The 13,457-nt window shown below is 51.8% G+C and carries 6 protein-coding genes, 1 tRNA gene and 3 rRNA genes; 1 reads left to right on the top strand and 9 read right to left on the bottom strand.

Going from position 1 to position 13,457, the window contains the following annotated elements:
- Positions 1 to 45: 45 nt before the first annotated feature.
- From clpC to NYE24_RS16560, 9 genes are all read right to left on the bottom strand, one after another.
- The gene (clpC, locus tag NYE24_RS16520) at positions 46 to 2,514 is read right to left on the bottom strand and encodes an ATP-dependent protease ATP-binding subunit ClpC (protein WP_036692316.1); all 2,469 of its coding nucleotides are present in this window, start codon (positions 2,512 to 2,514) and stop codon (positions 46 to 48) included.
- Between the two features lie 36 nt (positions 2,515 to 2,550).
- The gene (locus NYE24_RS16525) at positions 2,551 to 3,615 is read right to left on the bottom strand and encodes a protein arginine kinase (protein WP_036692315.1); all 1,065 of its coding nucleotides are present in this window, start codon (positions 3,613 to 3,615) and stop codon (positions 2,551 to 2,553) included.
- 28 nt (positions 3,616 to 3,643) lie between these two features.
- The gene (locus NYE24_RS16530; protein ID WP_036692314.1) at positions 3,644 to 4,168 is read right to left on the bottom strand and encodes a UvrB/UvrC motif-containing protein; all 525 of its coding nucleotides are present in this window, start codon (positions 4,166 to 4,168) and stop codon (positions 3,644 to 3,646) included.
- Between the two features lie 30 nt (positions 4,169 to 4,198).
- Positions 4,199 to 4,660, bottom strand: coding sequence for a CtsR family transcriptional regulator (locus NYE24_RS16535; protein ID WP_036692312.1), 462 nt, complete (start codon positions 4,658 to 4,660; stop codon positions 4,199 to 4,201).
- A 360-nt stretch (positions 4,661 to 5,020) separates the two neighbouring features.
- A complete protein-coding gene (locus NYE24_RS16540) occupies positions 5,021 to 6,193 on the bottom strand; it encodes a GNAT family N-acetyltransferase (RefSeq protein WP_342479101.1) in 1,173 nt (390 codons plus the stop codon).
- A 436-nt stretch (positions 6,194 to 6,629) separates the two neighbouring features.
- Positions 6,630 to 6,746: ribosomal RNA gene (gene rrf, locus NYE24_RS16545) — 5S ribosomal RNA — on the bottom strand.
- A gap of 127 nt (positions 6,747 to 6,873) precedes the next feature.
- Positions 6,874 to 9,802, bottom strand: a 23S ribosomal RNA gene (locus tag NYE24_RS16550).
- Positions 9,803 to 10,013: 211 nt separating this feature from the next.
- A tRNA-Ala gene (locus NYE24_RS16555) sits at positions 10,014 to 10,089 on the bottom strand.
- A 127-nt stretch (positions 10,090 to 10,216) separates the two neighbouring features.
- A 16S ribosomal RNA gene (locus tag NYE24_RS16560) occupies positions 10,217 to 11,777 on the bottom strand.
- Together the 16S, 23S and 5S rRNA genes with 1 tRNA gene alongside form the textbook arrangement of a ribosomal RNA operon.
- A 425-nt stretch (positions 11,778 to 12,202) precedes the next feature.
- Here NYE24_RS16560 and NYE24_RS16565 point away from each other — a divergent pair.
- A complete protein-coding gene (locus tag NYE24_RS16565) occupies positions 12,203 to 13,453 on the top strand; it encodes an MFS transporter (protein WP_036694781.1) in 1,251 nt (416 codons plus the stop codon).
- Positions 13,454 to 13,457: the final 4 nt, after the last annotated feature.

Consider the following 13,457-nt stretch of genomic DNA (forward strand, 5'->3'; position numbering starts at 1 on the left):
CCTCTATACGGAGGAGCGGGAGCTTTGTTTCATTTTCCGGAACAATTATTCAGTTTCGACTGTTTTCTCCAGGGAGACCTCGGCCGGCGCCTCAATGGTGGTTACGACCAGTTCGCCGTTCACCTCATCAATGTTCAGGGAATCGCCCTTCTTGATGTTTCCTTTGAGCAGCTCTTCGGAGAGGCGGTCTTCGATATGCTTCTGAATCGCCCGGCGGAGCGGACGGGCACCGAAGGCCGGATCATAACCCTCTTTGGCCAGGAACGCTTTGGCTCCGTCGGTAAGCAGGAAGTCTACATCATGCTCACGCAGACGCTTGCGCAATTCATCGGACATCAATGTAACGATCTCTGCGATATGCTTCTCCTCCAGAGAGTGGAAGACGATGATCTCATCGATCCGGTTCAGGAACTCAGGCCGGAAGCTCTTCTTCAGCTCTTCCATAACCTTGCCCTTCATATTGGTATAATCGGCGCCTGCATCTTGAACAGCCGTGAATCCAAGCGTCGAATTCTTCTTGATTGCCTGTGCCCCGACATTGGAGGTCAGGATAATCAGGGTATTGCGGAAATCGACCACGCGACCTTTGGAATCGGTCAGACGGCCGTCTTCCAGCACCTGCAGCAGAATGTTAAACACTTCAGGGTGGGCCTTCTCGATCTCATCCAGCAGGACAACCGAATAAGGCTTGCGGCGCACCTTCTCTGTCAATTGTCCGCCTTCTTCATACCCAACATACCCTGGAGGCGCTCCGACCAGACGGGAGGTGGAATGCTTCTCCATGTACTCCGACATGTCGATGCGGATGACCGCATTCTCATCACCGAACATCGCTTCGGCAAGCGCACGCGCCAGCTCTGTCTTACCAACCCCGGTAGGTCCGAGGAAGATGAAGGAGCCCATCGGACGTTTCGGGTCCTTCAGACCCGCACGCGCCCGGCGTAGAGCCCGGCTGACTGCCTTAACGGCCTCATCCTGGCCGATTACACGTTCATGCAGCAGAGCTTCCATATTCAGCAGACGGTCCGTTTCTTCTTCCTTCAGCTTACTGACCGGAATGCCGGTCCAGCTGGCAACCACCTGTGCGATATCCTCAGGTGTAACCTGGGAATCGGTGCGGCCCTGCTTTTCTTTCCACTGATTCTTCGTAGTATCCAGCTCTTCACGAATCTTCTGCTCGGTATCGCGCAGTGCAGCAGCCTTCTCGAACTCCTGGCTCTGAACTGCGGAATCCTTCTCCTTGCGGATATCATCCAGACGCATTTCGAGTTCCTTCAGATTCGGCGGAATGGTGTAAGAATTCAGTCTTACCTTGGAGCCCGCTTCATCAATCAGGTCAATGGCCTTGTCCGGCAGGAACCGGTCTGGAATATAGCGGTCCGACAGCTTGACAGCTTCCACAATGGCTTCATCCGTAATCTTCACCCGGTGATGGGCTTCATAGCGGTCACGCAGGCCGAAGAGGATCTGAACAGCTTCTGCAGGCGAAGGCTGATCCACCGTAATCGGCTGGAAGCGGCGTTCCAGGGCAGCGTCTTTCTCGATATATTTGCGATATTCATCAAGCGTAGTGGCACCGATGCATTGCAGCTCACCACGGGCCAGGGCAGGTTTCAGGATGTTGGAAGCATCAATTGCGCCTTCTGCACCACCCGCTCCGATCAGCGTATGCAATTCATCGATGAAGAGCACGATATTGCCTGCTTGGCGAATCTCATCCATAATTTTTTTGAGGCGGTCTTCGAACTCACCGCGATATTTCGTACCGGCCACTACAGAACCCATATCGAGGGTCATGACACGCTTGTCGCGCAGCGTCTCCGGAATTTCATTGTTGATAATCTTTTGAGCCAGACCTTCGGCAATCGCCGTTTTACCGACCCCAGGCTCACCGATCAATACCGGATTATTCTTGGTGCGGCGGCTCAGCACTTGAATGACACGCTCAATTTCCTTGCTGCGGCCGATCACAGGATCGAGGTTACCGTCCTTGGCATAAGCTGTCAGATCGCGGGCCAGGCCGTCCAATGTTGGCGTGCTGACGTTAGCCGGAGCTCCGCTGTGACTGGAGGTTGCTTCATTGCTCCCCAGGAGCTGCAATACCTGCTGGCGGGCCTTGTTCAGGCTAATGCCGAGATTGTTCAGCACACGGGCTGCTACGCCCTCTCCCTCGCGGATCAGACCGAGCAGGATATGCTCTGTTCCCACATACGTATGACCCAGCTTGCGGGCTTCGTCCATAGACAGCTCGATTACCTTCTTGGCACGAGGAGTATAAGCGATGTTGGTCGGTTGTTCCTGACCTCTGCCAATCAGCGTTTCTACTTCATCCTGTATCTTCTCCAGACCCAGACCAAGTCCGATCAATGCCTTAGCGGCAATGCCGTCTCCTTCACGAATCAGTCCGAGTAAAATATGCTCTGTCCCAATGTTGTTGTGTCCCAAACGTACGGCTTCTTCCTGCGCCAGCGCCAGCACCTTTTGTGCGCGTTCCGTAAATCTTCCAAACATCATATCTCCTGCACCTCCACGGATAATAAATATCTATAATTAATGTTGTGATCCCAGTGTCTCCCGGAGCAGCTTTGCCCGGTACATATCGCGTTCAGTAGGCGACAGCTCGTCACCGAACAGCTTTTGCAGAAAGCCCGGCTGAGTCTTGACATTCAGCTCATTGAGCACTGAAATCGAAGGCCCTTCCAGAATCCCCAGATCTACACCAAGCCGCAGATCGGAGAGCCGCTGTGCCGACTCTTTCAGTTCCATCACAGCAGCATAGGCCAGTATTCCGTAGGAGCGCTTGATACGGTCAGTAATCCGCAATGCGGAATCCGCCAGCAGGCGATCACGCGCATTCCGCTCATGCTCTATAATCTGGGTGACTACGCTGTGAAGATTCTCAATAATCTCACTTTCGGTCTGTCCCAGCGTAATCTGGTTCGAGATCTGAAAGATATTCCCTACTGCTTCGCTGCCTTCACCATAAATTCCTCTAACGGTAAGCCCCACCTGATTGACTGCGGATAAAATGCGGTTGATCTGATGAGTCATCACCAAGGCCGGCAGATGGACCATAACCGAAGCTCTTAGCCCAGTTCCCACATTGGTGGGACAGCTTGTTAAATATCCTCTGCGGTCATCGAAGGCGTAATTGACAGCAGCCTCAAAAATATCATCGATGGCGGTCGCCCTCACCCAAGCTTCTCTGACCTGCAGCCCAGGGAACAGGCATTGAATGCGGAGATGATCCTCCTCATTAATCATAATGCTGACCGACTCATCCTCATTAAGAATAACTGCCCCGCCTTTAGAGTCATCCGCCAGATTAGGACTGATAAGGTGCTTTTCCACCAGCACTTTTTTGTCCAGCTCACCCAGCTCATCCAGTCTCAGCAGTTCAAAGCTGCCGAAATCTGCAGAGGCATCGCCCTGAAATACAGGGGCAAGCTGCTCCAGCACCTCCTCCGACTGCTCTGCCGAAGCAAGTAGCGGGAACGGAAGATGCTCCAGATTACGGGCGATACGCATACGGCTGCTGATGACAATCTCTGAATGACTGCCGCCGCAGCGCATCCATTCACTAAGTGCTTGTTCGGTATACCGGAGACTTGACATGCCTGATCCCCCCTATATATCAAAGACTTTACTCTTGTGGAATTTCTTTTTCAAGCTTGCGGATTCTGTCCCTCAGCTCAGCTGCGGTTTCGAACTCCTCCTGCACAATACTCTGCTGTAATTCCTGCTTCAGCTCATCAATCTGGCGCTTGCACATAATCTGTGCTCCAGCCCGCTTGGGAAGCTTGCCGACATGTGCTGTACTGCCATGCACCCGTCTGAAGAGCGGGTCAAGCGTACTGTCGAAATACTTATAGCAGGAGCTGCAGCCGAACCGTCCCAGCTTGCTGAACTGTGAATAGGTCATACCGCAGTTTTCGCAATGCAGACCTTGCACACTTTGTGCTGCTGCTGATTTTCCCTTGCCCGAGCCCTCCAGGTCCAGGAGACCGGAAAGCAAGCTGTGGATAGAGAAGCCTCCCGCAGTTCCGGGAATCAGTTCACCCTTCTCCCGCGCACAGCTTTCGCAAATATGAAATTCCGTCTTCTCCCCGTTCACGATCTTCGTGAAGTGGAGTGTAGCCGGTTTGACGCCGCATTCCTGGCATAGCATGAGCGGTGTCCCTCCTTACCATTTGACAAATTATTTGCCCAATAAAGAGATTAGCATAGCCTTCATAAGCTTGGCACGAATCTCATCCCGGTACGGCAGATTAACCGTCAGGCATTCCCGGGAAACCGCAGACCGCATTAGACACGCTTCACGTTTGGAGAGGAATCGGGCCTCCTCCAGCTGATAAATCAGCCCTTCGGCAGAATTCTGATCCATATCATTCCCTATCGTGGAGTTCAGATGTGCGTATAGGGCCACATTCTGTGGCAGCTCATAGCGCTGAATCCGGATATATCCGCCGCCGCCGCGTTTGCTCTCCACCACATATCCCTTTTCCAATGTGAACCGTGTGCTGATGACGTAATTGATCTGTGACGGGACACAGGAGAACTGGTCCGCCAGATCATTGCGCTGAATTTCCACCGTACCTTCGGGACTTTCATGCAAAATATTCTTCAGATATTGTTCAATAATATCGGAGATATTACGCATCACTCATCCTCCAGTGTGTAAGCATTGGTTAAAACTGTGCTGCGCCAACGCCTGCCGTCAGAGACTTGCTCTTAAGAATTTAACCCTGGCAATGCAATAAGAATCGGCTGCAAAAGCCTCTGCACTGCGCTTTTCTCTAAATGTTACATTCCTGAGAACGATATATCCGGCCTGCGTTGACTTTGACTTTCTTTGACTTTTTCATATTATAACATATTCTCACTGAATTCCAAGGGGTTACTCTTATTTTTTACTTTTTGGCTGTATTGTATTCCGGTTGCCTGCTTAGTTCCATGAATTGAGGCGTTATGTATAGGAAAGCTCCTCCGCTTCCAAGGGAAGGGGAAGAGCTTTTCTCTGTCAGAAAAAATCGAATAATGCCGTCTCGGCCTGCGGAATCAGCGCTTCAAGCCAAGCTGTCGCCTCAGCAGTCCCGGATAATTGTCCGTACTTTGCCGCCTGAAGCGGACGTTTATACCCCATCAGCAGCACAGTAAGCGTGCCGATACTGCATTCCAGGTCAGCCTCTGACCGCTCGCCCTGAATTTGGGTAAGCGTCGCCTCCCCCTGCTCCGACACCGTCCACTGCCACAACCCGTTGTTCCAGGACGCATGCTTATCTTCAATATAAAGCACCCGCTCCCGTTCACCCTCCGGCACATTGAAGCTCATGTTCTCCACAAAAGCCTTGGCATTGACGATACGCGCCATGAAGTATGGATAATTCTCCTGCGCAATCCGCGGATCAGGAAGGAGAAAGGGCAGAATATCGTCAGCAGGCACCAGCTTCAGCTGTGCAGCCGTAATCATGGAATCATGATTGGCAAGGAAGGTCCACAAGCCCTGGCGGGCACGCTCGTTCCCATAGATGAACTCATCTATGACCAGCTCCTGCTGCACTATTTTATACAGCACATAACCTTCCGGGTCACCCTGCTCAGAATAAAACACACAGGAATGTGTATCGTCATCAAGCACACTTTCCTTCCACCAGGACTCACTGCGCTGGAGAGTACCGTTATACCTCATGGCGAATTGGTCGTACAACTGCCGGAATACTGCAAGATCAGAGGTATCGCGCTTCACGCTGCCCTTAATCTCCGTCTTGTGCGGGAACTTCCCTACTGGAAGAGTGTACTTCTTATATTCACAGTAGATCTCCCAGCCGAATTTACGGTAAAAAGGAATCAGGAACGGATGCAAAAAGGACAACGTCTGACCGGCTTCGTTCATCGTCTCGAGCGCATGGATCAGCAGATGGGCTACATAACCCTGCCGGCGCTTCTCCGGCCAAGTAGCTACACCGGCGATGCCCCCCATAGAAACGGGCTTGCCTTGTATATATACCTGTAACGGAAGAAGCGTCAGCTTCGCACCGATGCTGTCCCCTTCAAAAATCGCCCAGGTTTCTTCCGGTTTGAAATTCTCCTTGGCGTGTACTCTATCTTCTGCAGAAACCTTATACTTAAAAGCATATTCGGACAAGCTCAGGCTGTCCTCAAATTCTCCGGCACGTAATTGCCTGATTTCCATTCTGTTCCCCCCGTTACATTTCATAAATTAGCTCCAGTTATTTGCTTAATAGAGAGTATAACAAGCGAAGCCGCCAGATGCTAATAGAGGCTTGTCATCAGCTGCAAAAAGAATAGTTATCCACAGCTTTTGCACAGCAACGCAAAAAACCGGAAAGAGATTCTTTCCGGCTGAAATGAGTTATCCACGAATACGTTTTATCTATCCACAATATTCACTTTTTATCCACAAAATCGGTGTATTACTTATGTTTTTGCTTGACTCATCCACAATATTATGCGTGATGTCCCCATAATCCGGGGATCAATTTGTTCCTGCAAAGGTATCCACATGTGCGCAACTTTTCTGTACTTACTGAAATCTATCCACAGCTTTTCCACAGCCCTGCCTGCACGCAAAAAAACCACTGTCGATTGCTCAACAATGGCTAATGTGTGCTTGGCAACGTCCTACTCTCCCAGGACCCTTCGGTCCAAGTACCATCGGCGCTGGAGGGCTTAACGGTCGTGTTCGGGATGGGTACGTGTGGAACCCCTCCGCTATCGCCACCAAACATGCGTCTGTGAAACAGACGCTGCCGCTAGAAATTCGGTTCATCACGAATGTGTGAATGAATTTCGTTGCGTTCAGGAACTTGATTCCTGAAAACTGAATCCGAAACGAATCTGCGTGTTAGAAATTTGGATAAGCCCTCGACCGATTAGTATTGGTCAGCTCCATGCATTGCTGCACTTCCACCTCCAACCTATCTACCTCGTCGTCTTCAAGGGGTCTTACATACTGGGAAATCTCATCTTGAGGGGGGCTTCACGCTTAGATGCTTTCAGCGCTTATCCCGTCCGTACGTAGCTACTCAGCCATGCTCCTGGCGGAACAACTGATGCACCAGCGGTACGTCCATCCCGGTCCTCTCGTACTAAGGACAGCTCCTCTCAAATTTCCTGCGCCCACGACAGATAGGGACCGAACTGTCTCACGACGTTCTGAACCCAGCTCGCGTACCGCTTTAATGGGCGAACAGCCCAACCCTTGGGACCTACTTCAGCCCCAGGATGCGATGAGCCGACATCGAGGTGCCAAACCTCCCCGTCGATGTGGACTCTTGGGGGAGATAAGCCTGTTATCCCCAGGGTAGCTTTTATCCGTTGAGCGATGGCCCTTCCATGCGGTACCACCGGATCACTAAGTCCGACTTTCGTCCCTGCTCGACTTGTAGGTCTCGCAGTCAAGCTCCCTTATGCCTTTGCACTCTGCGAATGATTTCCAACCATTCTGAGGGAACCTTTGAACGCCTCCGTTACTCTTTAGGAGGCGACCGCCCCAGTCAAACTGCCCGCCTGACACGGTCCCCGTACCGGGTTACGGTACTAGGTTAGAACCTAGATACGATCAGGGTGGTATCCCAACGGCGCCTCCGCAGAAGCTTGCGCTCCTGCCTCAACGGCTCCCACCTATCCTGTACAGATCGTACCCAAATTCAATATCAAGCTGCAGTAAAGCTCCATGGGGTCTTTCCGTCTTGTCGCGGGTAACCTGCATCTTCACAGGTATTAAAATTTCACCGGATCTCTCGTTGAGACAGCGCCCAAGTCGTTACGCCATTCGTGCGGGTCAGAATTTACCTGACAAGGAATTTCGCTACCTTAGGACCGTTATAGTTACGGCCGCCGTTTACTGGGGCTTCGGTTCACAGCTTCGGGTTTAACCCCTAACCACTCCCCTTAACCTTCCAGCACCGGGCAGGCGTCAGCCCGTATACTTCGCCTTACGGCTTCGCACAGACCTGTGTTTTTGCTAAACAGTCGCTTGGGCCTTTTCACTGCGGCCCCCTCGGGCTATTCACCCTACCGAGGCACCTCTTCTCCCGAAGTTACGAGGTCATTTTGCCGAGTTCCTTAACGAGAGTTCTTCCGCGCGCCTTAGAATTCTCTTCTCGCCTACCTGTGTCGGTTTGCGGTACGGGCACCTTCTCCTGGCTAGAGGCTTTTCTTGGCAGTGTGAGATCATGACCTTCGCTACTATAATTTTCGCTCCCCATCACAGCCTGGCCTTAATAGTGTGCGGATTTGCCTACACACCAGCCTCACTGCTTAGACGGACATCCATCAGTCCGCGTCACTACCCTCCTGCGTCACCCCATCGCTCATAGCGGATTACGGTGGTACAGTAATTTCAAACTGTTGTCCTTCGACTACGCCTTTCGGCCTCGCCTTAGGTCCCGACTTACCCTGAGCGGACGAGCCTTCCTCAGGAAACCTTGGGCTTTCGGCGGATCAGATTCTCACTGATCTTTTCGTTACTCATACCGGCATTCTCACTTGTATGCTGTCCAGCGCTCCTTACGGTACACCTTCAACCCACATACAACGCTCCCCTACCCCAGATGCAAAGCATCTAGCCATAGCTTCGGTGGTGTGTTTAGCCCCGTTACATTTTCGGCGCAGAGTCACTCGACCAGTGAGCTATTACGCACTCTTTCAATGGTGGCTGCTTCTAAGCCAACATCCTGGTTGTCTGTGCAACTCCACATCCTTTCCCACTTAACACACACTTGGGGACCTTAGCTGATGGTCTGGGCTGTTTCCCTTTTGACAATGGATCTTAGCACTCACTGTCTGACTCCCGGCAAGAAGTTAATGGCATTCGGAGTTTGACTGAGCTTGGTAACCCTTGCGGGCCCCGCACCCAATCAGTGCTCTACCTCCACCACTCCATTCACCGAGGCTAGCCCTAAAGCTATTTCGGGGAGAACCAGCTATCTCCGAGTTCGATTGGAATTTCTCCGCTACCCCCACCTCATCCCCGCATTTTTCAACATGCGTGGGTTCGGGCCTCCAGTGCGTGTTACCGCACCTTCACCCTGGACAGGGGTAGATCACACGGTTTCGGGTCTACGTCCACATACTGAGTCGCCCTATTCAGACTCGCTTTCGCTGCGGCTCCGGCTTCTCACCTTAACCTTGCATGTTAAACGTAACTCGCCGGTTCATTCTACAAAAGGCACGCCATCACCCATAGAAAGGGCTCTGACTTTTTGTAAGCACACGGTTTCAGGTTCTATTTCACTCCCCTTCCGGGGTGCTTTTCACCTTTCCCTCACGGTACTGTTTCACTATCGGTCGCCAGGTAGTATTTAGCCTTAGCAGATGGTCCTGCTGGATTCATACGGGGTTTCACGTGCCCCGCACTACTCGGGATCCGTCTCGGAGAGAACACAGTTTAGGCTACAGGGCTTTTACCTCTATCGCGGGCCTTTCCAGACCTCTTCGCCTACCATATTCCTTTGTAACTCCATGTGAGACGTCCCACAACCCCAAGAGGCAAGCCCCTTGGTTTAGGCTGTTCCGCGTTCGCTCGCCGCTACTGACGGAATCACTATTGTTTTCTCTTCCTCAGGGTACTTAGATGTTTCAGTTCCCCTGGTCTGCCTCTGCATTTCCTATGTATTCAGAAATGAGTAACTGCGAATTACCACAGCTGGGTTTCCCCATTCGGACACCCCCGGATCAAAGCTTGCTTACAGCTCCCCGAGGCAGTTTCGTTGTTCGCCACGTCCTTCGTCGGCTCCTGGCGCCTAGGCATCCTCCGTGTGCTCTTAGTAGCTTAACCTCGATTGTTCCGTCAGGAAAATATCGGACAATGAATTTCTTCAACGCCTGTATTTCCATCTAGATCATCGTAGCATCGCCATTAATTTAAAACTTGTTTACACAAGTTCAACTTAAAGGAATGTTCTAAAACGCAAATTCGTTTCGGTATCCAGTTTTCAAGGATCAAGTTGTATCCAGTATTTCAGACATGACAAATAGATGAAGTTTGTTGGTGGAGCCAAGCGGGATCGAACCGCTGACCTCCTGCTTGCAAGGCAGGCGCTCTCCCAGCTGAGCTATGGCCCCGCAAATTCCATCAAAACCGAACAAATGGAAACGCTCAAGGCTTTACGAAGTAAAGCCTGCTTCAGGAAGTTAACTTCCTGAAGACTTTTATTTGAATGTCTTCGTTGCAGAAGACGATTCTCCATAGAAAGGAGGTGATCCAGCCGCACCTTCCGATACGGCTACCTTGTTACGACTTCACCCCAATCATCTACCCCACCTTCGGCGGCTGGCTCCCTTGCGGGTTACCCCACCGACTTCGGGTGTTGTAAACTCTCGTGGTGTGACGGGCGGTGTGTACAAGACCCGGGAACGTATTCACCGCGGCATGCTGATCCGCGATTACTAGCAATTCCGACTTCATGCAGGCGAGTTGCAGCCTGCAATCCGAACTGAGACCGGCTTTGCTGGGATTGGCTCCACCTCGCGGCTTCGCTTCCCGTTGTACCGGCCATTGTAGTACGTGTGTAGCCCAGGTCATAAGGGGCATGATGATTTGACGTCATCCCCACCTTCCTCCGGTTTGTCACCGGCAGTCACTCTAGAGTGCCCAGCTTAACCTGCTGGCAACTAAAGTCAAGGGTTGCGCTCGTTGCGGGACTTAACCCAACATCTCACGACACGAGCTGACGACAACCATGCACCACCTGTCTCAACTTTCCCCGAAGGGCACCTGATGCATCTCTGCTTCGTTAGTTGGATGTCAAGACCTGGTAAGGTTCTTCGCGTTGCTTCGAATTAAACCACATACTCCACTGCTTGTGCGGGTCCCCGTCAATTCCTTTGAGTTTCAGTCTTGCGACCGTACTCCCCAGGCGGAGTGCTTACTGTGTTAACTTCGGCACCAAGGGTATCGAAACCCCTAACACCTAGCACTCATCGTTTACGGCGTGGACTACCAGGGTATCTAATCCTGTTTGCTCCCCACGCTTTCGCGCCTCAGCGTCAGTTACAGCCCAGAAAGTCGCCTTCGCCACTGGTGTTCCTCCACATATCTACGCATTTCACCGCTACACGTGGAATTCCACTTTCCTCTTCTGTACTCAAGTCACCCAGTTTCCAGTGCGACCTCAGGTTGAGCCCAAGGTTTAAACACCAGACTTAAATAACCGCCTGCGCGCGCTTTACGCCCAATAATTCCGGACAACGCTTGCCCCCTACGTATTACCGCGGCTGCTGGCACGTAGTTAGCCGGGGCTTTCTTCTCAGGTACCGTCACTCCGGCAGCAGTTACTCTACCGGACGTTCTTCCCTGGCAACAGAGCTTTACGATCCGAAAACCTTCATCACTCACGCGGCGTTGCTCCGTCAGGCTTGCGCCCATTGCGGAAGATTCCCTACTGCTGCCTCCCGTAGGAGTCTGGGCCGTGTCTCAGTCCCAGTGTGGCCGTTCACCCTCTCAGGTCGGCTACGCATCGTCGCCTTGGTGGGCCGTTACCCCACCAACTAGCTAATGCGCCGCAGGCCCATCCCCAAGCAGCAGATTGCTCCGCCTTTCATTCTCTCCTCAGGAGAAAAAAGAAATTATCCGGTATTAGCTACCGTTTCCGGTAGTTATCCCAGGCTTGAGGGCAGGTTGCCTACGTGTTACTCACCCGTCCGCCGCTAAGTTTGAAAGGAAGCAAGCTTCCTTTCAAACTCCGCTCGACTTGCATGTATTAGGCACGCCGCCAGCGTTCGTCCTGAGCCAGGATCAAACTCTCCAAATTGGTATTTAGAAAGAGCGATTGCTCATTTTGAAACTGACGATTCATTGAATGAATCTTGTAAAAATTAAAGCGTTCCATTTGTTCAGTTTTCAAAGAACTTGCTCCCGGCATTTCAACGTTATGTCTCTTGCACAGGAATTAGATCATATCATTTTATTACGTTTGTTGTCAACTTATTTTTCTTCCGCCGCTCAATTTAGCGTCGATGTCTCATAAGCACAAGAGATAATATATCATGCTCTCTAACCGTTTGCAAGTCTTTTTTTACAATAGGATTAAACTCTGCTTTTTTTGAGTTAATAATGAATAGTTGACCACTGCCCTGCACAAATTGATTCCCATAATACTTCATTTGTCGCTACAATAGAATTTATCTTCATATCCAAAGATAACTAACTTATTAGCTGTTCCTGAAAGGAGTTCAAATGTCCAACAAGACCCTGCCTCAAGCTCCCCCCGTCCCTCTGGGGGAATCACGCAATCTGCAGCAGGCTACCATCTACCGCATTTTGCTCGCCGTCAGCTTTGTTCATTTATTCAACGATTCCATTCAGGCATTGATTCCGGCGATGTTCCCTGTACTGAAAGATAACCTGGTACTCTCCTATGCCCAGATCGGCTGGATAGCGTTCGCGCTGAACCTTACCTCTTCGGTAATACAGCCTATTATCGGCTTCGCCGCTGACCGTAAGCCGCGTCCGATCCTGCTGCCGCTGGGGATGTGCTGTACCTTTGCCGGAGTGTTCCTGCTGGCTTTTGCCGGTAATTATGTATTAGTGATTGTGTCCGTAATGCTGGTGGGCTTCGGATCAGCTGCGTTCCATCCGGAAGGCATGCGCGTGGCTCATATGGCCGCCGGTCAGCGCAAGGGGCTGTCGCAATCCATATTCCAGGTGGGCGGAAACGCCGGCCAGGCTTTGGGTCCTCTATTAATGAAGTGGGTATTCATTCCCTTCGGTCAGATGGGTGCTCTCGGCTTCACCGTTATCGCCGCTGCCGGAGTAGCCATCCAAGCCTATGTGGCCCGCTGGTACCGTGAGATGCTGGATGCCGGATACACCTTCCGTAAAAAATCAGCTGCCCGCTCCATCGACCCTGCCCGCAGCAAACGTATTCTGATTACAACGGTTATTCTGGTCTTCATCGTATTCGTGCGATCCTGGTACGGCGCCTCTATCGGCGGGTATTATGCCTTCTACTTAATGGACAAATACGGGATGACGCTGGATAAGGCACAGATCTATATCTTCATCTATCTCGCTGCCGGCGCTGTCGGCACTTTCTTCGGGGGCCCGCTCGCAGACCGCTTCGGCCGCCGCAATCTTATTCTGGTCTCGATGATCGGGACGGTGCCGTTTGCGCTGGCCCTGCCTTTTGTGAACCAGTTCTGGGCGGCCGTCCTGCTGATTATCTCCGGGTTCATTCTACTATCCAGCTTCTCCGTCACGGTTATCTACGCGCAGATGCTGTATCCAGGCAATATCGGTACGGTCTCGGGTCTAATTACCGGCCTTGCCTTCGGGCTTGGCGGAATTGGCTCTGTCGTAATCGGGCATCTGATCGACACGATCGGAATCGCCACGGTGTTCGTGGCCTGCGGCTTCCTGCCGCTGCTCGGCCTGTTGGCTCTGCTGCTGCCTGGTGACAAGAAGCTCGAGGAATGGGCAGCGGAATAAGCAA

Source organism: Paenibacillus sp. FSL H7-0350, assembly GCF_038593195.1.
In the GTDB taxonomy this organism is placed as follows: domain Bacteria; phylum Bacillota; class Bacilli; order Paenibacillales; family Paenibacillaceae; genus Paenibacillus_AQ.

Bases quoted from the DNA above. Each gene is read 5' to 3' on its own strand.
- clpC (WP_036692316.1), bottom strand. From the start codon at position 2,514: ATGATGTTTGGAAGATTTACGGAACGCGCACAAAAGGTGCTGGCGCTG.
- NYE24_RS16525 (WP_036692315.1), bottom strand. From the start codon at position 3,615: ATGTCAAGTCTCCGGTATACCGAACAAGCACTTAGTGAATGGATGCGC.
- NYE24_RS16530 (WP_036692314.1), bottom strand. From the start codon at position 4,168: ATGCTATGCCAGGAATGCGGCGTCAAACCGGCTACACTCCACTTCACG.
- NYE24_RS16535 (WP_036692312.1), bottom strand. From the start codon at position 4,660: ATGCGTAATATCTCCGATATTATTGAACAATATCTGAAGAATATTTTG.
- NYE24_RS16540 (WP_342479101.1), bottom strand. From the start codon at position 6,193: ATGGAAATCAGGCAATTACGTGCCGGAGAATTTGAGGACAGCCTGAGC.
- NYE24_RS16565 (WP_036694781.1), top strand. From the start codon at position 12,203: ATGTCCAACAAGACCCTGCCTCAAGCTCCCCCCGTCCCTCTGGGGGAA.